At 49.7% G+C, this 23534-nt stretch carries 17 protein-coding genes; 10 read left to right on the top strand and 7 right to left on the bottom strand.

Annotated elements, in window-relative coordinates; all coding sequences use genetic code 11:
* Window positions 1-5: 5 nt before the first annotated feature.
* The gene (locus DS731_RS19595) at window positions 6-665 is read right to left on the bottom strand and encodes a 2Fe-2S iron-sulfur cluster-binding protein (RefSeq protein WP_119502900.1); all 660 of its coding nucleotides are present in this window, start codon (window positions 663-665) and stop codon (window positions 6-8) included.
* Between the two features lie 452 nt (window positions 666-1117).
* Between DS731_RS19595 and DS731_RS19590 the strand changes: the two genes are divergently transcribed.
* Together DS731_RS19590 and DS731_RS19585 are read left to right on the top strand one after the other, a co-directional pair.
* Window positions 1118-1525 (top strand): acyl-CoA thioesterase, encoded by a 408-nt coding sequence (locus DS731_RS19590; protein ID WP_119502899.1) that lies wholly within the window; start codon window positions 1118-1120, stop codon window positions 1523-1525.
* Between the two features lie 3 nt (window positions 1526-1528).
* On the top strand, window positions 1529-2236 hold the full coding sequence (locus tag DS731_RS19585) for a 2OG-Fe(II) oxygenase (RefSeq protein ID WP_119502898.1): 708 nt from the start codon (window positions 1529-1531) through the stop codon (window positions 2234-2236).
* Window positions 2237-2259: 23 nt separating this feature from the next.
* Here the strand turns inward: DS731_RS19585 and DS731_RS19580 are convergent, their stop codons facing one another.
* Both DS731_RS19580 and uvrA read right to left on the bottom strand, forming a co-directional pair.
* Window positions 2260-2715 carry a DUF3299 domain-containing protein gene (locus DS731_RS19580; RefSeq protein ID WP_442858471.1) on the bottom strand — a complete coding sequence of 152 codons (456 nt, stop codon included), beginning with the start codon at window positions 2713-2715 and terminating at the stop codon, window positions 2260-2262.
* A gap of 209 nt (window positions 2716-2924) precedes the next feature.
* Window positions 2925-5747: an excinuclease ABC subunit UvrA gene (uvrA, locus tag DS731_RS19575; protein ID WP_119502896.1), complete on the bottom strand. Its 2823-nt coding sequence runs from the start codon at window positions 5745-5747 to the stop codon at window positions 2925-2927.
* 172 nt (window positions 5748-5919) lie between these two features.
* On the opposite strand from uvrA, the gene DS731_RS19570 reads away from it, so the two are divergent.
* A complete protein-coding gene (locus DS731_RS19570; RefSeq protein ID WP_119502895.1) occupies window positions 5920-7263 on the top strand; it encodes an MFS transporter in 1344 nt (447 codons plus the stop codon).
* 129 nt (window positions 7264-7392) lie between these two features.
* Window positions 7393-8262: an alpha/beta hydrolase gene (locus DS731_RS19565; RefSeq protein ID WP_119502894.1), complete on the top strand. Its 870-nt coding sequence runs from the start codon at window positions 7393-7395 to the stop codon at window positions 8260-8262.
* A 56-nt stretch (window positions 8263-8318) separates the two neighbouring features.
* Here the strand turns inward: DS731_RS19565 and DS731_RS19560 are convergent, their stop codons facing one another.
* From DS731_RS19560 to DS731_RS19545, 4 genes are all read right to left on the bottom strand, one after another.
* Window positions 8319-9713: a M28 family peptidase gene (locus DS731_RS19560; RefSeq protein WP_119502893.1), complete on the bottom strand. Its 1395-nt coding sequence runs from the start codon at window positions 9711-9713 to the stop codon at window positions 8319-8321.
* A 108-nt stretch (window positions 9714-9821) separates the two neighbouring features.
* Complete coding sequence (locus DS731_RS19555) at window positions 9822-11672, bottom strand: SLC13 family permease (RefSeq protein WP_119502892.1); 1851 nt, start codon at window positions 11670-11672, stop codon at window positions 9822-9824.
* 85 nt (window positions 11673-11757) lie between these two features.
* A complete protein-coding gene (locus DS731_RS19550; RefSeq protein ID WP_119502891.1) occupies window positions 11758-12240 on the bottom strand; it encodes an RDD family protein in 483 nt (160 codons plus the stop codon).
* A gap of 260 nt (window positions 12241-12500) precedes the next feature.
* Entirely contained in the window at window positions 12501-13511 is a 1011-nt protein-coding gene (locus tag DS731_RS19545) for a LacI family DNA-binding transcriptional regulator (RefSeq protein WP_119502889.1), read from the bottom strand.
* A gap of 404 nt (window positions 13512-13915) precedes the next feature.
* Between DS731_RS19545 and DS731_RS19540 the strand changes: the two genes are divergently transcribed.
* The 6 genes from DS731_RS19540 (at window position 13916) to DS731_RS19515 (ending at window position 23413) form a co-directional block, all read left to right on the top strand.
* Entirely contained in the window at window positions 13916-14878 is a 963-nt protein-coding gene (locus DS731_RS19540; protein ID WP_232373419.1) for an aldose epimerase family protein, read from the top strand.
* A 111-nt stretch (window positions 14879-14989) separates the two neighbouring features.
* A complete protein-coding gene (locus tag DS731_RS19535; RefSeq protein WP_119503521.1) occupies window positions 14990-16042 on the top strand; it encodes a UDP-glucose--hexose-1-phosphate uridylyltransferase in 1053 nt (350 codons plus the stop codon).
* Entirely contained in the window at window positions 16035-17177 is a 1143-nt protein-coding gene (gene galK, locus DS731_RS19530) for a galactokinase (protein WP_119502887.1), read from the top strand. The genes DS731_RS19535 and galK overlap by 8 nt, the downstream gene beginning before the upstream one ends.
* A gap of 47 nt (window positions 17178-17224) precedes the next feature.
* A complete protein-coding gene (locus tag DS731_RS19525; protein ID WP_119502886.1) occupies window positions 17225-18787 on the top strand; it encodes a sodium/sugar symporter in 1563 nt (520 codons plus the stop codon).
* 110 nt (window positions 18788-18897) lie between these two features.
* Entirely contained in the window at window positions 18898-19932 is a 1035-nt protein-coding gene (locus tag DS731_RS19520; RefSeq protein ID WP_119502885.1) for an IS110 family transposase, read from the top strand.
* Window positions 19933-20779: 847 nt separating this feature from the next.
* Window positions 20780-23413, top strand: a complete 2634-nt coding sequence (locus DS731_RS19515; protein WP_232373418.1) for a TonB-dependent receptor — start codon at window positions 20780-20782, stop codon at window positions 23411-23413.
* The last annotated feature ends 121 nt before the right edge of the window (window positions 23414-23534 follow it).

Raw genomic sequence — 23534 nt, 5'->3', positions numbered from 1 at the left:
CCTCCTTACACGTGTTTGCTGGCTTGCTGCATAGCAGAAAGAATATTCTTGTACGCACCACACCGGCAGATGTTGCCACTCATGGCTTCCCGCCAGGCTTCAGGACTGGCCGGAATATCATCACTGCGAATCACATAATCTGCGGTCATCATCTGTCCGGAAGTACAGTAGCCGCACTGAAAGGCATCATTTTCGTGAAAGGCTTTTTGCACCGCACTCATCTCACCATTTTCTGATAATCCTTCGATGGTTGTGATGTCATCGCCATCGTGCATCACCGCCAGACTCAAACAGCTGTTAATGACTTTGCCGTTCACATGCAGGTTGCAGGCACCGCACTGACCGTGGTCACAGCCTTTCTTGGTACCGGTCAGTTGCAGGTCGTCACGAAGTACATCAAGCAACACTGCATTGGGTTGGACTTTCATTTTCCTGGCTTCACCATTGACCTTGAGGGTGATGGCTACTTTCGACAGCGCCTCCGGGTCATTTTCTTCAATAGCTGATTCCGGTGCTGAGGCACTTCTTGCAGCGCAACCACTGGCCGCTACGGCAACGCCGGATATGCCAACGCCCTTAAGAAAGTTCCGGCGTGAGCGGGACGCCGTGCTGCTTTTAAAAACTTCTCCGTTTTTCTGATATGGCTTCAACTTATCTTGTGCCATGGATCACTCCTGTTCGGTCTGTGGTGAGGGTGGTGCATAAATGCCAGTGAAATTCACAAGAAAAACTCAGTGTGGAATGGTGAACTGATGCATAAACTTTCACTGTAACGGTCCACATGCCTACGGGGACGGTGTATGGCTGAGATCAACCCGTGCGGATGGAAAGGACGGGATAGACCTGCTCTCATTATTTTAGTTTATTAAAATCAATTTGTTAGCGATTGATGAAGAGAACTAATAGGCGAAAGTTTAATGATTCATTGATCTTTATCCGCGTGATAAATCCGCAATTTGGGTGCTTTTCATTTACAGAAACTAACGGTGCTTGTGTCTGCTGTGATGTACAGAAACGGATAGCTTGCTGATATTAGTTTTCAGTGTGCTCTTTAGCCGGCAGTGACGAACAGGTATGCTGAGTATGTTTCCTCAATACAACGACAGGACGAATAACGATGACAAAAACCGAACCTATGGAAACGACGTTTGACGTGCGCTTTTATGAAACAGACGGGCTTGGTCACGTGGGTAACACCGTGCATGTGGGATGGCTGGAAGCCGCAAGAGATCCTCTATTCCGGCTGTTTGTACCAGACCTGGACTTAACCGCCTGGCCACTGATTCTGGCCAGCTACAAGGTCGACTTTCTGAAGCAAATTTATTACGGAAAATCCGTCACCGTGAAAACATGGGTAGGGCGCCTGGGGAGCAGTTCTTTTGATGTGTATCAGGAGATCTGGCAGGAGGGTGAGCACTGCGCAACGGGAACGACCACTATGGTGCATTTCAATTACAACACGCAAAAAGCCGAACCTGTTCCTGATGCAGTAAGGGAAAAGATGCAGAATTGGTTGAAGGACTAGTCGATGTACGGAAAAGACACAGATTTTATTACGGTAACAGACGACGTCCTGTCACCGGAGCTATGTAAAGATATCATCGCCGCATTTGATGGCAGCGCTAACCTTGCTCCCGGCAAAACCGGCGGAGGAATTGATACTGACAAAAAGCGCAGCACAGATGTTTCCTTTACTCAGGATCCTGTATTCCAACCCTTTCACAAAGAGGTGATGACGAAGACGGGAAATGAACTGTTAAAGTATATTGATGAGTATTTCTTTGCGCTGGTAGGGCCCATTGGCCTGACAGTGAGACATCCGCAAACCGGGCAACCGGTGAAGCTTACCGGCGACAACTATGCGGAAGTGGGGCGCCCGAATCTGGCTAATATGGTGAATTATTTGTTCAGGATCGGAGATATCAATACCCAGCGTTATAAAGCCGCAGAAGGGGGTTACCCGTACTGGCATTCAGAAGTCTATCCGCAACTTCAACACAATGATGCCTTGCACCGCGTTATGCTGTTTATGTTTTACTTAAATGATGTAGAAGAAGGCGGGGAAACGGATTTTTACTATCAGGGAAAAAGTATCAAGCCGAAAGCGGGAAGAATGGTGATTGCACCCGCTCACTTTACCCATACTCACCGGGGCAATATTCCGGTGAGTAATGATAAATACATCCTCACTTCATGGATGCTGTTCAACCGCGCTGAACAAATTTATACACAGTGATTTCTGCGTATTGTGCTGGCAGATCAGTACGCGGCGACAGAAACACCGGTTATACGGTAGCCCACTGAGGCGATATCGCCTTTCCAGCCTTCAGTAGATAACGTGCCGGTTACCCAGATGGCGTCGTATAAATCTTCGATGGCGACGCCTTTTTCAAAGGTCACATGCACGATTTGGTTGGATGCCGGTGGTGGAACGTGAATACATGCGCCGAAATAGGGAACCAGTAAAAATTCTGTGGTCAGTTCGTCAGTACCTTCCAGCGGCACCACAAACCCCGGTATTTTTACCAGCTTGTCATTGTACTTTTCAACCACAGGGGCATCGGGCTGCAATTGCGCCATGGTACTTTCGTGGCTGGCAACCGGCGGCGGAGCGAGTTCGTTAAAGCCCGGCGGGACCAAATCTTCCCAGTAAACCTCTTCAGGTTCGTTTGCCAGTGCTGGCATTGCCATGACTGAGATGATCAGGGTTAGCATTGTGGTGATTTTGTGTGATAAAGCCATAGTTCACTCTTGTCGTTATTACTGTGTCGCCGGAGGCAGCATTTCAGGATACAGATACTATTATCGCATGGATCCCTCAAGGGGAAAGTGCCGTTCAGCGATGGCTGATGCCTGATAGACGAAAGATACTAAAAAGCGGCGTGTCCTTAACGGATCACGCCGCTTTTCAGAGAAGCTGTTTTTTACAGCATCGGCTTCAGGAACCGGCCGGTATGAGACTGCTTCGCTTTAGCAATGTCTTCCGGTGTACCTTCGGCGATGATCTGACCGCCCCCTGAACCGCCTTCGGGGCCAAGATCGACAAGCCAGTCAGCGGTTTTGATAACATCCAGATTGTGCTCAATGACCACGACAGTGTTGCCATGATCTCTCAGGCGGTGCAGTACAGCCAGCAACTGTTTAATATCATGGAAATGCAGACCGGTAGTCGGTTCATCCAGAATGTAAAGTGTCTGGCCGGTGTCCCGCTTCGACAATTCTTTTGCCAGCTTAACCCGTTGCGCTTCACCACCGGACAGCGTTGTTGCAGCCTGGCCTAAACGCACGTATGACAAGCCTACATCAATCAGTGTTTGCAGCTTACGGGCAATGGCAGGAATGGCGTCAAAGAACTCTCTGGCCTCTTCCACCGTCATTTCCAGCACTTCGTGGATGTTCTTTGCTTTGTACTGAATTTCCAGCGTTTCACGGTTGTACCGTTTACCTTTACACACATCACATGGCACATATACGTCTGGCAGGAAGTGCATTTCTACCTTAATGACACCGTCGCCCTGACAGGCTTCACAGCGGCCACCTTTTACGTTAAAGCTGAAGCGGCCCACTTTGTAACCCCGTGAACGGGCTTCCTGTGTGCCGGCAAACAATTCACGGATGGACGTAAAAATGCCTGCGTAAGTGGCCGGATTCGAACGGGGCGTACGGCCAATCGGGCTCTGATCGATGTCGACCACTTTATCCATCATTTCCAGCCCTTCCATGGTTTTGTAAGGAGCCGGCTCAGATGTGGTGGCTTTATTCAGTTCGCGGTGCGCAATTTTAAAGAAGGTATCGTTAATCAGCGTCGATTTGCCTGAGCCCGATACGCCGGTAACACAGGTCATTACGCCAACCGGGATCTTCAGGGTTACATCTTTCAGGTTGTTGCCTGAGGCACCTGTCAGTGTTAACCATTTATCATCTTTCGCACTGTTGCGCTTTTCCGGTACTTCAATTTTCTCACGACCAGACAGATATTTGCCGGTAAGTGAGTCTTCACTGTCAAGAATGTCTTGCATGGTGCCGGCAGCAATGACCTGACCGCCATGAACACCGGCACCGGGGCCGATATCAACAATGTAATCCGCCTCGCGGATAGCATCTTCATCGTGCTCGACCACTAATACGGTGTTACCTAAATCCCGCAGGTGCGTGAGCGTCTTCAGCAGGCGTTCGTTATCACGTTGGTGCAGACCGATAGAAGGTTCATCGAGGACATACATAACGCCGACAAGTCCGGCACCAATCTGGCTGGCCAGACGGATACGTTGCGCTTCACCGCCTGAAAGGGTGTCGGCACTGCGGGACATAGACAGATAATTCAGACCTACGTTTACCAGGAACCCCAGGCGGTCGAGAATTTCTTTTAAAATCTTCTCGGCAATCTGCGCTTTCTGACCGCTCAGGCTCAGTGTTTCGAAGAAATTAAAGGCGTCGGCGATAGACATATCTGCGATTTTCGGCAGATTGGTGCCTTCAATAAATACGTTTCGCGCTTCCGTTCGCAGTCGTGTTCCGCCGCAGCTGTTACAGGGTTGCTGACTCAGGTTTTTAGCCAGTTCTTCCCTGACTGCATTGGACTCAGTTTCGCGGTAGCGACGTTCCATATTCGGAATGATGCCTTCGAACGGATGCTTGCGCTCCATCACATCGCCGCGCTCGTTGATGTACTTGAAGTTCAGAGACTTACCCTTTGAACCGTACAGCACCACATCGCGGGCCTCATCAGAGAGCTCGCTGAAAGGCGCTGTAAGGCTGAATTTGTAGGCATCGGCTACAGCTTGCAGCATCTGAAAGTAGTAGTAGCTTCGTTTATCCCAGCCACGGATTGCGCCGCCGGACAAACTCAGCTCGTCATTCGAGACCACCAGAACCGGATCGAAGAACTGTCTTGTTCCCAGTCCGTCACAAGTGGGGCACGCACCGGCAGGATTGTTAAATGAGAACAACCGTGGCTCCAGTTCACTTAAACTGTAACCACAGTGGGGACAGGCAAAATTTGCGGAGAACATGATTTCGTCCGCGTCCGGTTCATCCATATAAGCGACTTTGGCATTTCCGCCAGCCAGTTCCAGTGCTGTCTCAAAGGACTCTGCCAGACGAAGTTGCAGATCGTCCCGCACTTTAAACCGGTCGACCACCACTTCAATGGTGTGCTTCTTGCGCAAATCCAGTTCGGGTGGATCGGATAAATCACACACTTCGCCGTCGATGCGGGCCCGGATAAAGCCTTGCGCAGCAAGATTCTGCAATGTTTTGACGTGCTCACCTTTCCGTTCCTGAATCACCGGTGCCAGCAGCATCAGCTTGGTACCTTCAGGCATAGACAGCACTTTATCTACCATCTGACTGATAGTCTGGGCGTCCAGCGGTACATCGTGATCAGGACAACGTGGTGTACCGACCCGCGCAAACATTAAACGTAAGTAATCATAAATTTCTGTAATGGTACCAACGGTTGAGCGGGGGTTATGCGATGTCGACTTCTGTTCAATGGAAATGGCCGGTGACAACCCTTCGATATGATCCACGTCCGGTTTTTCCATCATTGATAAAAATTGACGGGCATACGCCGACAATGATTCAACATAACGTCGCTGACCTTCAGCGTACAGTGTGTCGAATGCTAATGAGGATTTACCGGAGCCAGACAGACCCGTAATCACAACAAGTTTGTCTCTGGGAAGGGTTAAATCGATGTTTTTAAGGTTGTGGGTGCGGGCACCGCGAATTTCGATTTTATCCATTGAAGCCTGAGAATTGCCAAAAGAGAAAGTATGCCACAACGGGCACGAAAATTAATCATTAACTACGTTTAAGTTATTAGTGGGATCACACCCGGAGCATTATCAGACACTGGGCGAATGTTGGATTTGTGTTACACTTCGCGGCCTGAGAAAGAGAAGCACGGGAACACACTTGAACGCACTTGAAGTTCGCGCCGCATTAGCACTGGCGCTGGTATATGTATTGCGCATGATGGGGCTGTTTATGGTCATGCCCGTGCTGGCCGTGGCGGCGATGGATTACCCTGATTATTCACCTTTGCTGGTGGGTCTGGCGATAGGTGGTTACGGACTGACTCAGGCAGCGCTGCAAATTCCCATGGGCATGATGTCAGACCGTTGGGGCCGCAAACCGGTTATTCTGCTCGGACTGTGTATTTTTGCTGCCGGCTCTTTTATTGCCGCATCAGCCGACAGCATGGTGATGATGATTGCAGGACGCATCTTGCAGGGGGCGGGTGCTATTGCCGGTGCAATTATGGCGCTGGCCACTGACGTGAGCCGGGAAACCCAGCGTGCCAAAGTCATGGCTGTCATTGGCATTGCCATTGGCTTCTCATTCTATCTCGCGGTACTGGTCGGTCCCTTAATTGCCCAGAACTGGGGACTGTCCGGCGTATTTGGTGTCACCGGTGTGCTTGCTATTTGTTGTATGCCGCTGGTCAAATGGGTGGTGCCTGATGTCAGTATCAGCGCCAGCGGAGATACCCTTCCGCATGTGTCTGAAATCAAATCTCTGTTTGTTTCACCCCAGCTCTGGCGACTGAATATCAGCGTGATGGCGTTACATATGATGATAACCCTGTTGTTTGTTCAATTGCCCATTACTCTGACTCAGTTTGATATGACACTGGAGAGCCACTGGACGATTTATTTACCGGTATTAGCCGTGTCGATTATCGGTCTGATAGTGCTGATGGGGATCAGCCGGGGACAAACGCCGAAATCCGTGGTGATTACCGCTGCAGCGTTGATGATGACCGCTTTTCTGATGCTGAATATGCAGGACCACCACATGTGGGTCGTGTTTGCCGCAGTCATCCTGTTTTTTACCGGGTTTAATTATCTGGAAGCCAGCCTGCCGGCACTGGTCTCTACTATTGCTCCGGCCGGTCAAAAGGGCAGTGCAATGGGCATTTATGCCAGCTTTCAGTTCTTCGGGGCGTTTCTGGGCGGTGTCTTGTCCGGCGTTGTGACTGACATCTGGACACCTAAAACCGCCTACCTCGCAGGCGCTATTGGTGCATGTGTCTGGATGGTCATATTGTTTGGCCTGAAAGAAGTGATGAAGCTGAAGCGGCTTTCCATGCAGGTATCATTCGATAAAGTTGATCCTGCGGTACTGGAAACTGAACTGCATAAACTGGAAGGTGTCCATGAAGTGGTGGCTTCCCGTGAGGAAAGTGCAGTTTATCTGAAAATCACCAAAGCATTTGATACGTCGGCCGCGCGGGCGCTGCTGGCAAAATACGCCTGATGTTTCAGGTGTTCCGGTATTCATCCTGATTTCCGTTGCTGCCGTATCCTGATTACTATGCGGCGGCAACGGATTACTGTAATGTATTCTGCTGTAATGTCCCTGATAGTTAAATGAGCGTAGAGTTAAGTGTTCAGATTGGTTCGTAATTTTCTTTTGCTGGCATGTGTTTTTCAGCTTTCGGGCTGTGCTATTGATGTCAGTTCCTCCAGTTTCCTGCATCAGGATGCGTCCGCGTCCGGCCTTGATACCACTGCACTGAGTCAGGCTGTGAATAAAGATGAAGCGGCGATGACCATTACTACGGTAGAAATCGTGAATGGTGAAGAGTTGACACTTAAAGGTGTGGCTGTGGCGTATCCGGACCCTATCGTCAACGTTGTATTGTTTGCTGACAATGGCATGACCATCAGTAAAAATTCAGCGCTGTTGCACGAGTTTGGAAAGCTGCCGGCGAATGTGTTGTGGGTAGATTATCAGGGCACGGGGGCCAGCGATAAGGCCAAAAGAGCAAGAATGTACAATCTCAAACGGGATTCTCTGCTGGTTTACGATTACGCTAAAGAAGTGTTCGCCAATGATTTACCCACGGTGGTACACGGCATTTCCATGGGGACCATTTTCGCCAGCTATGTAGCGGTGAAGCGGGACATCGACGGTCTGGTGCTCGATAGTGCAATTAACAAAGTGAATGATGTTGTGCAGAACATGGTGCCGGACTGGACTAAAACATTCACCTTTCTGAAAGTGTCTCCGGAACTGGCGATTATCGAAAACGATGATTTTATCCGTCAGTTTGATAAGCCGCTTTTCCTGGTGGTAGGAGACAAAGACCGTACTACGCCGATCACGTTCAGCCGGGAGTTGTATGAAGTGTCACCCAGCATGGATAAGTGGATTTACGTTGTACCGGGCGGTAAGCACAACAAGTCTATGACATATCCCGATGTGAAAGGGCAGTACCGGATGTTCGTGCGCTCGCTGAAGTCCGGCAGATAAAGACTACGCGGCGCAACAGGCAAAAGAGCGGCATGGCCGCTCTTTTTCGTTTCAGGCTATTTTCTGAAGTTGGTTTCTGAGGTTGCAGCCCAGAATGCGAAGGCGCTGAAGATCCCGGTATTTACCTTCAGTGCTTCCGGCTCAACTTTATCCAGCGTATCGTTCTCAGTGTGGTGGTAGTCGAAATAATCACTGCCGTCCGGAGAGAAGTTAATCGCCGGCTGACCGGCTTCGCCCAGTGCGCTCATGTCCGACTGGCCCTTAGCGTCGTTTTTGTCTGACATTCCCACACCGTAAGGTGCAAGGTATTCAGCAAAGTCACGCACTTCAGACAGTGCCTGTGTGCCCACGCCCGGAGTCAGTTCGTAAATAGCGCCGTTACCAAAATCCCACTCTGCGCCAATGACGTGCTTATCCATATCATTCTTATGCTGCACAACATAATCTTTAGCTCCGTAGAGTCCGATTTCTTCAGCAGCAAACAGAATTACCCGTACAGTGCGGGCCGGACGCTGTGGTAATTCAGCAATGTAATGGCCTGTCGCCAGCGTAATGCCAATGCCGATACCGTCATCAATGGCGCCGGTGCCCACATCCCAGCTGTCCAGGTGCGCACCCAGCGTGACAACTTCTTCAGGGTGTTCACTGCCGGTCACATCGCCGATAACATTGGCGATGGTCGCTACGCGGCCCGTAGGCCCGCTGGCAGACGTATTGAGGGAAAACATGACCGGCTCATCACGGGTCAGCATATTATCCAGTAAATCTGCGTCGGGATTTGAAATCGCCACAGCAGGAATGCGTTTAATGTTTTCTTCGTATTGCATCACCCCGGTGTGAGCCAGTCGGTTGTCATCGGTGCCCACCGAGCGTAACAGAAATGCTACAGCGCCTTTTTCAGCTGCAATAGATGCACCGGCTACTCTGGCACCAACGGCTTTACCGTAGCCGTGTCCGTCTTTGTGGCGTTCCATGCGGTAAGCTACATAGGCTATTTTGCCGTCAAGAGAACCGGGCTTGGCGGCTTTCAGTGCGTCCAGCGTAGCAAACCGGACAACTTCAGCTTCAAGGGGTTTACCGTCTGTTCCCACACTGCCGCCAAGTGCCAGCGCTGTGACTTTATGGGGGTAGGGGGCTGAAATTGACGCGGTTAAATCGCCGCGGGTCCACAGGGGAACCTTGCTTTCTTCAATCCATACTTTATCGAAACCCAGGCGCTTCATGGTGTCCTGAGCCCACACGACAGCCTTTTCAGAACCGGGTGTCCCGGCCAGTCTGGGGCCGACTTCTGTGGTCAGAGATTCGATGATCTGATAAGACAGATTGTCCTGTCTTGCATTGGTTTGTAATAAATCCAGAATGACTTTCTGATCGTCAGTGACTGCCTGACTTTGCAGAGGAAGCGCGAAACAGGCACCGGTTAGCAGTGCCAGCAGGGTTTTATTTTTCATTGTTGTTCCTGTTTAGCGGAAGCGGGTTGAGAACCCTACTTTAACGCCTGTTGTGTTCGCAATTCACGGCATTTACGACCGTTACGGCAATGCAAAGGATTAAAGGGCTCAGTTACCCTGCCAGGGAAACACCAGAGGGACAAACCAGTATGTGACTGCGAAAACTATCAGAAGAAGCGGTGTGCCCAGCTTAATGAAATCGATAAAACGGTAACGGCCCGGCTCAACCACAAGCGTGACCACCGGGGAGGCCACAGGGGTTAGAAATGCCGCAGAGGCAGCAAACAATACCGTCACTGCCAGCGGATAGGGAGATACTCCTGCCTGTTCTGCAGCAGTAATGGCAATCGGGGCCATCAGTACCGCTGATGCGGTATTAGAAAGAAAGTTGGTAAGTACCACGGTGATAAAAAATAGCATCACCAGCAGTACTTGCGGATCTTTTCCTCCCGCCAGTGTCATCAACATATCGACAATCATTTTCGTTCCGCCGCTGGTATCCAGGGCTGTGGCAAGGGGAAGCATGCCGGCAATCAGCACCAGAGACTGCCAGTGTATCGCCCTGTAAGCCTCTTCAGCAGATAAGCACCGCCCTGTTACTGCCACCGCTACCAGCATCAGAACGGCGATGACCAGTGGCATGACATCGAACAGCGAAATCAACACCATCGCGGCAACAATAGTGAGTGCCAGCGGCATTTTTTTATAAGCGGGTGCAACGTCATCTCCTTCTGATGCCCGTTCAAGGACAACGAAGTCGTGGTTCTGATCTTCCAACGCTTTAATGTTTTTCCAGGCGCCGGTCACCAGCAGGCTGTCAGACGGGACCAGCCGCACATCTTCTGCAGCAGGTATGGCTTGCTGATTGCGGCGAAGGCCAATGACATCCAGATGATAGCGGTCGCGGAACCGCACATCCTTAATTGTTTTCCCTGCCAGCCGGGAATTCGGGTGAATAAGCACTGCTGTTGCACCAAGCTCCCAGTTTTCCTGTTGTTTCTGCGTTGCCGACAGTGTTACCGGTTGTAGCTGAAGTGAAGTACAGGCCATGTGAAGTTGCTCAGGAGCGCCTGAAAGATGAAGAATATCTTTTTCCGATAGCACAAAACCGGCGTGGGGCGCTGTGAAATACTGATGTTGTCCGTTTTGATGGCGGGCAATGCCGATAATGCGGATGCCGTAACCGGTATAGAGTCCGCTCATCCCGACAGTCACGCCGTTCAGTGCGCTTTTGGCGCTTATCATCACATCAGTGATCTCGCGGTCGCTGCAGTAATCTTCCATCAGATGCGCCAGTTTCCGGTGATAGATATCCGGAACCTGCGCAGCATCGTTCTGTGGCAGTAATTTACGGCCTGCAAAGACAACAAAAAAAATGGTGGCAGCAAGAATGAGCAGGCCGGGTAACGAGAATGAAAAGAAACCTAAGGGCGCGTAGCCGGACTCACTGAGTCTCGCGCTGATCACCAGATTTGGCGGCGTGGCAATCAGTGTGAGCATTCCAGACACCAGTGCGGCGAATGACATGGGAAGCAACAGTGACGACGCAGGCAGCTGATTGCGTTTTGCGATACCGAGAATGACAGGGATGAAAATCGCCACCACCGCAGTAGAGCTCATGATGGCACTCAGAAAGGCGCTGGCAAGCATAATAATGGCCAGCAGGCCGTGTTTGCTCTTCTTGCCGGCAGACTGAATGATGTCGCCAGTGATACTGGCTACGCCGGTTTTATCCAGCATTTCACCGATGACCAGCAGACCGGCAATCAGTACAACCACGCTGTTGCCAAAGCCGGATACCGCCTCGCGGGCAGACATGATGCCACTGAGGGTAAGGGCTGAAATGACTCCGATGGCAATAAAATCGTAGCGCACTTTATTGCTGAGCATGGCTGCTGCAGCCAGGGCTATCAGTCCGAATACAAACCAGGCATGAAGGGATGCGTCCAGTGCAAACACAGGCTTATTCCGTGTGAGAATGAAAGAATTCTCAGCTTACTCTGCCTGTGCCTGTCTGAACAGACCCTGATATGCGCAGGATCAATTAAACCCTGAGTTCATCCGGTACACGGCATACACGGGTGCCGGCAATATGATCATGAACACAGCGATGGTCTTTCCTGAAGATAAATGCAATGTTGATAAGGCCAAGTATGCCGCCAATAAAAGGTATGTTGGTGACAACCTGAACCGGCAGGAACCGCATCAGCAGAATACGGCCTAAACCAGCCTGACGGTCCTGTAAATCTTCTATCCGGATATTCAAAAAACGCTTTCCTACCGTTTGACCGAAATGAAACAACAGATATCCGTTAATCACGATATAAATCAGAATGCTGTAAACAAGGCCGGTGACCACTAATGTCATATCGGGGTTTTCGAGGGCTTCAAGGCCTGTGTAGAAGAAAAACGGAAGGGATGCGAGTATCGAAATCACTATATCAATGACAGCCGCAGCAAACCTTTCTCCCCGTGATGCCAGACGTTCTTCTGTTGCTGCCTGTGTGACTTCCTCAAATTCTGCCATGAATGCTCCTGATGTTTTCCCGCGTGATGCCAGGAGCACATAATGTCAGGGAATCGGAGAAAAAACAAAAAGCCCACAAAAAAGGGCGCATGAAGCGCCCGAGGTATTCTCGCAAAAGAGAGCAGGAAACCATGAAAACGCTGGTAATGGGGTTACAGGGCTTCAGGTTTTCCCTGACAGCCACAATCCGGTGACTGTCGGAGTTATCATTTCACCCTTTTCGGCAGCTTTCGAGCGACTTTACCTATCTTGACTGATCTTTACCTTGAAGGCGGGCGTCCCACTGATTCCCGTTTAACAATAGTCGGGGTGTACTTATAAGTGTCTTCTGATGTTTTTGTATTCCCGCTGGCATAGCTCAAAGCCAGTTCGGCGGCGCGGGCTGCCATCATTTCTATCGGGTAGCGCAGAGTGGTAAGTTTCGGGCGACAGTATTTTGCCAGCAGAACGTCATCATATCCGATCACAGACACCTGCCCGGGAATCTCCAGGTTGTGATCCTGCAACATAGACATCGCGCCGGAAGCCATGGCGTCGTTGTAGGCCATTATGCCGGTAAACTCGATCCCCCTTGCCAGCAAATTCTGCACAGCCTGCTCGCCTCCTTCCTGATCCGGCGTACCATATTCAATATGACTGTCGGGAACAGAAAGGCCGAATTCTGCCATCGCATTGCGTATTCCCTGTAAGCGCATGGCGGGATCAGCAATTTGATAACGGCTTGAAATTACTGCCAGTTTGCTATGACCCTGTTTTATCATGTGTTCAGCCATGATCTGCCCGCCGGCTTCGTTATCCAGCCAGACGCAGCGGTTGGCGATTTCAGGAATATACCGGTTTATCAGCATGAACCCCGGGATCTGAGACGCAAACTGAATAATCTCTTCGTCCGGTAACGCTTTGCTGTGCACCACCATGGCTTCAACCCGGTGTTCCAGCAAAGTTTCAATTGCCCTGCGTTCTGTCGACTGCTCAATGGAACCGGCACTGAGCAGGATCTGGACTTCCTGTTTACGGGTAACGGTTTCAATACCATGAGCCAGGGTGGCGAAGAAGGGATCATGAAATTCGGGGATCACAACGCCCAAAGATGCACTGCGCTTTGTTACCAGTGCGCGGGCATTGGCATTCGGCCGGTAGCCCATTTCTTCCATGATTTTTTTCACACGTTCCCGTGTGGCGTCGCCTACTTTGGGGCCGTTATTGATAACCCGTGACACAGTTGCCAGCGACACGCCCGCGGCGGTAGCGATATCTTTTATAGTTGCCATTGTGTAGCCAGTGCGGCCCTTGTACAGGTTTGCTCAGCGGAATTGTTCTACCAAATCACGCTTAGCTCACCGGATTAAGGGTAAATGTTTTCATTTATTTGCCGTCTATCTTATGAATATTTCAACCGATTGCATTAAAAAAATCCTGACGAATGCTTTCACAAAGGCAAAAATCCTTTAACAGAGCCTTTTCAAAAAGAGGGAAAACGTATACCCTATTTGTTGCGTATGTGTTAATGTTTAACGTAAGCGTTGTGTGAATGACCGGATTTCAGGCACAGTAGGGCTTACAGAAACAATTTTCAGAGAATGTGATTTTGCCAAAGATAACTCAAGCCCCGTTCGGACAAGTAAATGACAAACCCGTCAGCTTGTTTACCCTGACAAATGACAACGGAATGACCGTGAAGATCACCAACTATGGCGGCATTGTCACGGCTATTCTGGCGCCAGACAGAGACGGTAACTTCGCAAATGTTGTCGCCGGTTTTGAAAGCATTGACGACTACGTTAAAGATGGCGCTTTTTTAGGGGCACTCGTCGGGCCTTACGCTAACCGCATTGCAAACGGACGTTTTGCTATTGGCGACACGGTGTACGAACTGGAGCAGAATTCAGGCACAAATAATTTACACAGCGCCAGCGCCGGTATTAACAAAAAGTGCTGGCAGGTGGTCACTGACAGTAATGATACGGTTGCTACGTTAACCCTGTCGCTGGATTGCGCTGACGGGGAAGGTGGTTTTCCGGGCACACGGCACATTGAAGCTGTCTATGCGCTGAATAACGACAACGAAGTGCTGCTGACGATGACAGTTAACAGTACGGCGAAATCGCCGTTAAGTCTTACCAGTCACAGCTACTTCAATCTGGCCGGAAGCGGTGATGTGCTTGCCCATAAAGTGATGATTAATGCCGGCAGATTTACCCCGGTGGGACCTGAATTTGTGCCAACCGGAGAATTACAGGAAGTCAGCGGTACACCTTTTGATTTCAGGAAATTAAAACCTGTTGGTCAGGATATCGGCGCAGATGATGCGCAAATACGTGCGGGCAGCGGGTACGACCATAATTTTGTGCTCGATACTTTTCCTGCGGATGAAGATGAGCCTGCAGCGCAGGTTGTCGATGAAACCAGCGGCCGTGTGATGACGGTATGGACTAACACGCCGGGCATTCAGTTTTACAGCGCCAACGGATTGAGTGGCGCATCCGGTGATACTGCAACGTTTACCGATGACGGTGCACTGTGTCTGGAACCGCAGGCATTTCCTGATACGCCTAATCAGCCGTCGTTTCCTCTGGGCTGGGTTGAGCCGGGGGAAGCCCATGTAACGCGCATAAAATACGGTTTTTCAACGCAATAATTACCCACTTTCCTGTGATTACACAGGAAAGATTTATTTTAAAAGGTTAAACGTTTACCTGATTTGTGCGGTCTTAAGGCACAAGAAGGTAGCAGAGTAATGAGAGAAGCAATGACAACAGCATTTGACCCGACCGACCATCCTCACCGCCGGTTTAATCCGCTGACAGGAGAGTGGGTGTTAGTGTCTCCCCACCGTGCAAAGCGTCCGTGGCAGGGCCAGAATGAACCGCCTTCAAATGAAGAGCGTCCGCAATACGACGAAACCTGCTATCTGTGTCCCGGCAATACCCGCGTGAACGGTGAATTGAACCCGGCGTATACCGGTACTTATGTATTCACGAACGATTTTGCTGCCCTGCAACAGGATACGCCGGATGCGTCATCCGATGATCCCCTTTTCACTTTTCAGGCTGAACAGGGCTGCAGCCGGGTTATTTGTTTCTCACCCGACCACAGTAAAACCCTGCCTGAGCTCAGCGACGCAGAGCGTCTTGACGTGGTGAAATGCTGGGTTAAACAAACTGAAGAACTGGGTGCAGATTACACCTGGGTCCAGGTGTTTGAAAACAAAGGTGCCCTGATGGGTTGTTCAAACCCCCATCCCCATGGTCAGGTGTGGGCACAGCATCATTTACCTACGCTGGCGGAAAAGAAACAAGCCCGCTTTACGGCGTATACCGAAAAATACGGCACCAGTTTATTGCTTGATTACGTGAAGCGTGAAACAGAGGCTGATGAACGGGTTGTCTGTAAAAATGATGACTGGGCTGTTGTAGTACCGTACTGGGCAGCGTGGCCGTTTGAAACACTGCTGTTACCCCGTTTTGAAGCCAATTCACTGCTTGCTTTAACCGCCGGCCAGCAACAGAGCCTGGCTGAAATCATTGGCAACATTACCACCCGTTACGACAACCTGTTCGAGACTTCTTTTCCTTACTCTATGGGCTGGCACAGTGCGCCATTCGATAATAAAGCCCATGGCGAATGGGGACTGCATGCGCATTTCTTCCCGCCGCTACTGCGTTCTGCATCGGTACGCAAATTCATGGTGGGTTATGAAATGATGGCTGAAGCCCAACGGGATCTGACCCCGGAGCAGGCAGCGCAACGATTAAAAGATTTACCGGAAGTTCACTATAAAAAGGCACGAAGCCATGACTGATAACGCACAACTTATTTCCGCTTTTGAAGCGGCTTTCGGCAGCACCCCTGCGGTCACTGTACAGGCTCCCGGCCGGGTAAACCTGATAGGCGAACATACTGACTACAATGAAGGCTTTGTATTTCCGGCAGCAATTAACTTTGGTACCTGGATCACGGCGTCGCCCAGAAATGACCGTGTTATTGATGTGGTAGCGCTGGATTATGACGGTCAGCGTAATACTTTCTCTCTGGATAACATTGAGCATGTCAAAGAGGCGACCTGGTCGAACTATATTCGCGGTGTATGTAAGGTGCTGCTGACCCGTTATCCTGATTTAAAAGGGGCTGATGTGGTGGTGACAGGCAACGTGCCACAAGGCGCCGGATTAAGTTCGTCGGCGTCATTTGAAGTCGCGATTGTGAAAATGTTCAAGGCACTTTACAACCTCGACGTAAACGGGGTCGAAGCTGCGTTACTCGGCCAGAAGGCGGAAAATACCTTTGTCGGTTGCTCATGCGGCATCATGGACCAGTTAATTTCAGCCATGGGCAAGAAAGATTCTGCCATGTTGCTGGATTGCCGTTCTCTGGCTATTCAACATACGCCTATCCCCGACAAATACAGCATTGTCATCATTAACTCTAATGTGAAACGCGGGCTGGTAGACAGCGAATACAATGTGCGTCGTCAGCAGTGTGAAGCGGCTGCAGAAGCACTGGGTGTGAAAAGCCTGCGGGAAGCCGGTATGGCCATGCTGGACGCCGCGAAAGATAAAATGACAGACGTGGTATACCGCCGTGCACGGCATATCATCACAGAAAATATCCGTACTCTGGCTATGTTTGATGCGCTCAATGAAGATCGCACTGCTGACGTCAGTGAGTTGATGGCTGCCTCACATGCCTCCATGCGGGATGACTTTGAGATCACGGTAAAACCTATCGACACACTGGTAGAAATTGTCAGTGACGTTATCGGACAGCAGGGTGGTGTGCGGATGACCGGCGGCGGCTTCGGTGGTTGTGTTGTGGCACTGGTGCCAAAAAATCTGCTGAGTCAGGTAGAAGAAGCCGTTAATAAACATTATTATGCGCGGACCGGGTATAAACAAAACATTTACATTTGCTCGGCTGAACAGGGGGCGTTTGCCTGACTGTCATAAGACATTCTGATAAAAATAACATTCTGTTGGGAAATAATATGAACATTGAGACGTTGGATATCACAGTCTTTGTGATATATGTCATCGCGCTTATTGGGATCGCATGGTGGGTCTCCCGCGAGGAGAAAGGCCATGAGAAGGATACCAATGATTACTTCCTTGCTGGCTCAAGCCTGCCCTGGTGGGCGATTGGGGCATCATTGATCGCTGCTAACATTTCCGCTGAACAAATCATCGGAATGTCCGGCTCTGGTTATACCATCGGTTTAGCCATAGCTTCTTATGAGTGGATGGCAGCCATAACGTTGCTGATTGTAGGTAAGTTCTTCCTGCCAATCTTCCTGAAGCATAAAATTTACACCATGCCCCAGTTCCTGGAACAGCGCTATGACCACCGTGTGCGTGTCGTTATGGCGGTATTCTGGCTGGCAGTATACGTATTCGTGAACCTCACGGCTGTATTGTGGCTGGGTGCGCTGGCTATTAATACCATCGCCGGCGTAGACATGATGTACGGTATGTTGTTCCTTGGCGTGTTTTCACTGGCCTATTCACTGTACGGCGGCCTGAAGGCTGTGGCCATGACCGATATCATCCAGGTAGTGTTGTTAGTGCTGGGCGGTCTGTTCCTGTCATACACGGCGCTGAACCTGATCAGTGACGGTAACGGTGTGATTCAGGGATTTGTTGATATCACAAACCGTCTGCCGGAAAAATTCGATATGATTCTTTCTGAAGATAATCCGCACTATAAGAGCTTGCCGGGTATCTCTGTACTGATTGGCGGTATGTGGATCATGAACCTGTCTTACTGGGGCTTTAACCAGTACATCATTCAGCGTACTCTGGCTGCTAAAAGCGTTAAAGAAGCGCAGAAAGGGATCGCGTTTGCGGCATTCCTTAAACTGCTGATGCCTTTGATTGTGGTGTTACCGGGTATTGCTGCGGTCATACTGGTGCCGGATCTGAATCGTGCTGATGAGGCTTACCCGTCTCTGATGACATTAATGCCGGTTGGTCTGAAAGGTTTGATCTTCGCCGCACTGGTAGCGGCTATCGTGTCTTCACTGGCATCAATGACCAACAGTGTTTCTACCATCTTCACCATGGATTTCTACAAGCCTAAAAATCCGGATAAACCACAAAATCACTATGTGAAAGTGGGCCGTATTGTCAGTCTGGTGTCGTTAATCATTGCTATGCTGGTGGCTAAACCGCTACTGGGTAACTTTGATCAGGCATTCCAGTATATTCAGGAATTCACCGGCTTCTTCACGCCGGGCATAGTTGCCCTGTTTGCACTGGGTATGTTCTGGAAGAAAACCACAGCAAATGGGGGTCTGGTTGCTGCGCTGGGGTCGTTCTTCTTCAGCCTTGCGGGTCGTATGTTCTTTCCTGACGTTCCCTTCATTGACCGTGTAGGTATTGTATTTTTGATGTGTGTGGGTCTGGCCGTGCTGATTTCTCTGTCTGAGAAAAAGGGCAATCACGACAATGCTATTGAACTGGGTGAAGTCAGCTTTGCTACGTCCTCCGGCTTCAATATCGCAGCCATTGCAATCACACTGGTGACTGCAGCGTTCTACATTACCTGGTGGTAATAAATCGCCGGTGAGTATGAATTGAAAACCGCCTCCGGGCGGTTTAATTAGATGGTCCGCCTCACCTCTAAGCTAGTCTTAGAGTTAGGCAATCAAAGAGGCGAACCATCATGTCTACTATTAAAGTTCTTGGTATCGATTTAGGCAAATCATCCTTTCATGTGATAGGCCGTGATTATTCAGATAACCAAATCATCCGCAAAAAGTTTTCCCGCACTGCACTCATTCATTTTCTTCATCAGTTAACGCCATGCACAATTGCTTTCGAGGCTTGTGGCGGTGCGCACTGGCTCGGCAGGCAGTGTGAGTCGATGGGGCACAAAGTCAGACTGATCCCTCCGCAATATGTAAATCCCTTCGTTAAAAGCAATAAAAATGATTTCATAGATGCAGAAGCAATATGCGAAGCATCGACAAGACCCAATATGCGCTTTGTCAGCGTAAAGTCGGAAGAAGCACAGGTCATTTCCGCTATTCATAAAGCCAGGCACGGTTATATTAAAGACCGGACAGCATGTATGTCCCGCATAGGCGCATTGCTTCTCGAATTTGGCATTGCGCTGCCAACAGGCCATAGCGTGATGAAGCAGTTATTTAACTGGCTTGCTCAGCAACGACAGGAATTGCCGGGCCTGCTCATGCAAGAGCTTGCGGAGCTTCACGATTACTATCTGTTTCTCAATGAGAGCATTGAGAAACAAGACAAAAAGCTAAAGCAACTGGTTGAAACAAACGCGATAGGCCAGCTTCTTAAAACCATTCCAGGTATTGGAGACATGACAGCGAGTCTTTGTATTGCCAACATCAGTAGCGCCACTGACTTTAAAAGTGGGAGAAACATGGCGGCATGGTTAGGACTGGTTCCGGCGCAGTATTCGACTGGCGGTAAACCCAAATTACTGGGGATAAGCAAACGGGGTAACAAAGAGCTCCGGACCTTGTTTATCCATGCAGCCAGGGCGGTCATGTCCCGACCAGATAAGACCGGTAAAATTTATGGCGAGTGGCTAATTAATTTACGCGCCACAAAGCCATTCAATGTTGTAACCGTCGCTCTGGCCAACAAGCTGGTACGAATAGCATGGGCAGTAATGAAAACTAAACAAGCATTCAATAGCAAAGCGTTAGCACCAGGTTTGCAATGATAAATATGATGACGAAAACGGTAGAACCACTGGATTAAAACCTGACACAAAAAACAGCTCACAGAAGCTTTCGGTTTTTTGAGGATAATCCAGCGCGGATCTCATCGTGGAGCGGGTTGCGAAAGCGCCTAATCAGACTCCGAATACATTAGCGCATAACCAACCCCGTTATCGACATTTACTGTTGCAATAACGAGGCGGACCATACATTTTTGTGCTATCAGAAATTATTAGGGCCAAAAGCCACTTAAATTTAATGTTTATTTAAAGTTAATTTAAGTTTCATAAGTGAAACTTAAATAATTAAGTTTTACAATTTATTTACACTGAACTTGCTTTCCCGTATAAGTGGATCCCAGCGAGACAGGGTGAACGTTATTCCTGTATTCCGGTTGGTATATCAACAGGTAAACCATGCTGAGGTGCAGAGAACACGGCTTTCTGGTTAACGTTTTACCTTTTTTTGCTTTTTGAAAATTGATTCAGAAAGTCACAGCGCGGTGCGGCAATTACCGGGCACCCGATGTGACAGATTCCGCCCGCTGAAATTGTACGTAGTATCACGAAGAGGGGAGGAAAGGCTGGTCGTCCGCAGTATGGATGTTGCGATGTTTCAAAAGTGGTTTCGCATAGATGTTCAGGCTTCTCCTGTTGCTTTTTGTATTCGTGATTCGGTTTTACGAGGGTAATACTATAAGGAGAGCGAATTTTGACGCGCACATCTTCACCATCGAATTCACACACATTTTATTTAAATCCTTTACGACAGTTATCTAGAACCGGGCTCGCGGTCTTTGCTGCTCTGCACCTCACACCATCATTCGCTCAAGAGGCAGAAGGGGTTGAGGTGATTGAAGTGAGAGGTTTTAAAAACTCACTGAAAGAATCCATGCTGAATAAGAAAGCCGCAGATGTGGTTTCTGATGGTATTTCAGCAGAAGACCTGGGTAAGTTTCCTGACCAGAACGTGGCGGAATCTTTGCAACGTATTACCGGTGTGGCTATTGACCGTAGCGGCGGTGAAGGCCAGTTCATCACGGTCCGGGGTTTTGGTCCGCAATTTAATACCGTCCTGGTGAATGGCCGTCAGATCGCGACAGAAAATCAGGGCAGGGAATTCAGCTTTGACACCCTGCCTGCCGAATTGATCAGCGGAGCTGATGTGTATAAAAGCCCTGTCGCTTCCATGCAGGAAGGCGGTATTGGAGCTACTGTGAATGTAACAACCGCGAAGCCGTTTGACTTCGAAGGCTTTGCCGGTGCCGCCAGCGCCAAGGGTATGTATGAAGAATTGTCTGAGGAGATCACGCCGCAGGTATCCGGACTGTTGACTAACCGTTTCCTCGATGACCGCCTCGGACTTTTATTTGCTGCTTCTTATCAGGAACGTAAAGCACAGAACAATACATTGCAGTCTAATTACTGGCGTCCCAATGTGAGTCTGACCAACCGTTCGGAACGGGATAATCCGGCCTATGCAGATTCAGCACAATTTAATGGTGTCTATATTCCGCAGAATTATGATCAGCGGGTGGACTTTGCTCACCGTCAGCGTACCAGCGGAAACCTGGTGATGCAGTACGCGCTGCAGGACAATATGATCCTGAAAGTTGACGGCCTGTATTCCAAATTTGAAGTGGATTCCAGCGCCACGAGTGTAGGGCACTGGTTGTCTGACAGTAACCTGGACAACCTGGTATTTAATGAAAATGGCAGTGTGGTTTCTCTCGACAGCACCCTGGTTGACGGTGTTGGTGGTGCCACAGATTTTATCAGCAGCAGCTTCTCGAGAAATGTTGAAATCAAAGCATACGGCATTAATCTGGACTGGAATGTAACCGATTACCTTACGGCAAATTTCGACATTTCGACGTCAAAAGCCGAAAATGCCAGCGGTGGTGCCAATAACTTTAACGTGGTGGGTTACAACAACGCTTACAGCATTGACTACTCCGGCAGCGTACCTGTGATCACTATTGACGGCGGCGATGCCGCTTTGCAGGACTTCGCTGCGGGACGTCTGCACGTTGCCAACCGCGAAGGTTTTGACGTAGAAGATACCATTGATGAAATGCGGGCTGATTTTACCTGGCTGCCGGACTCCAACAATGCATTCGCAAAAATGGAATTTGGCGTGTACTACCAGGACCGGCAGAAGCAAAATAACAGTGTTTCATCCAGTTTGTGCAGCATCTATTGCGGCTACCAGTATGATATTCCGGATTCTTTGCTGAGCATTTTTACCGCAGAGAATTTTTTCCCGCAGGCCAGTCAGCAGTGGATAACTTACGATCCGGAGGCCTATTTCGAGTACGCTATTTCTGACGAAGCGGTACAGCAGATATCGGAAGCGTCGGGACAAACGCCGGAAGAAGTGCGGGCACTCATTGATGCCGAGAGTATCAATAATCCTGCCATAGGCAGTAACTCCTTCAGTGTGCAGGAAGAAGTACTGAGTGTGTATTCCCAGCTCTATTTCAGCATGTTGATTTCAGATATGCCGGTGGATATCAACTTCGGTTTACGGTTCAGTCAGACAGATACGTCGGTGGGCGGTTATGGCCGTGAATTACTGGATGTATTGCCCATTCCTAATGATCCGTCAGACTACAGCGATGTATACGCGACTGACGAAGGTGTCCCCATCAGCGAGTCGAACAGCTACTCGAACATTCTGCCGAATATCAATGCGCGCATGGAGCTGACAGACGACCTGATGTTGCGGGTCGGCTTTTCTGAAACCCTTACACGGCCCACCATGAGCGACATGGTGCCGGCGTTTAATGTCACCGTAACCCGTCCGGGTAACCTTCAGGCAGAATCAGGAAATGCCCGTCTTAAGCCCTTTTTATCCACCAACATGGATCTCTCTCTGGAGTGGTACTACGCCGATACCAGCTATCTGGCAGTGGCAGCATTCACTAAGGAAGTGGAAGATTTCATTGTTGCGACAGTGGAAACACAAACGCTGAACCTGCAAAGCGGTCAGTATGACTTCAACGTGCGCTTACCCGGAAACGGCGAAACTGCTGACGTAAACGGGCTGGAACTGGCGTGGCTCCATACGTTTGAAAACGGGTTTGGTATTCAGGCGAATGCCACGGTTGTAAACAGCGATGCATCTCTGGATGCCAGCGACACCACCCAGGTATTTGCCCTTGAAGGTCTGGGCGACTCCCAGAACCTGATCCTGTTTTATGAGCAGGGGCCGTTGCAGGCGCGTGTGGCGTATAACAACCGTGAAGCGTTCATGCAGGATCTGGTAAGCCCGCTGGGTGGAACCGAGCCCCGGTTCACTAAAACCTACGGACAGGTTGACGTGTCAGCCAGCTACGACATCAACGAGTCGTTCACGGTGTTCTTTGAAGGCATCAACGTGACCGGGGAGACCTTGTCCCGTCATGGCCGCTATGAAGAGCAGTTTGTACAGTTAATCGATGATGGAGCCCGCTACACTCTCGGTGTCAGAACCAGTTTCTGATATCCGGTCAATCAGGCAGAGAGGCTGGCTTTAGCCAGCCTCTTCTTCTCTTTATTGTGTATTTATCAAACAATTTAATGTGTAAATAACTCTTTCCGCTGGTAGCATAGTCACCGGTACT

The sequence above is a fragment of the Alteromonas sp. RKMC-009 genome, from assembly GCF_003584565.2.
Taxonomy (GTDB): domain Bacteria; phylum Pseudomonadota; class Gammaproteobacteria; order Enterobacterales; family Alteromonadaceae; genus Alteromonas.
This window is presented reverse-complemented; position numbering and strand designations above follow the sequence as displayed.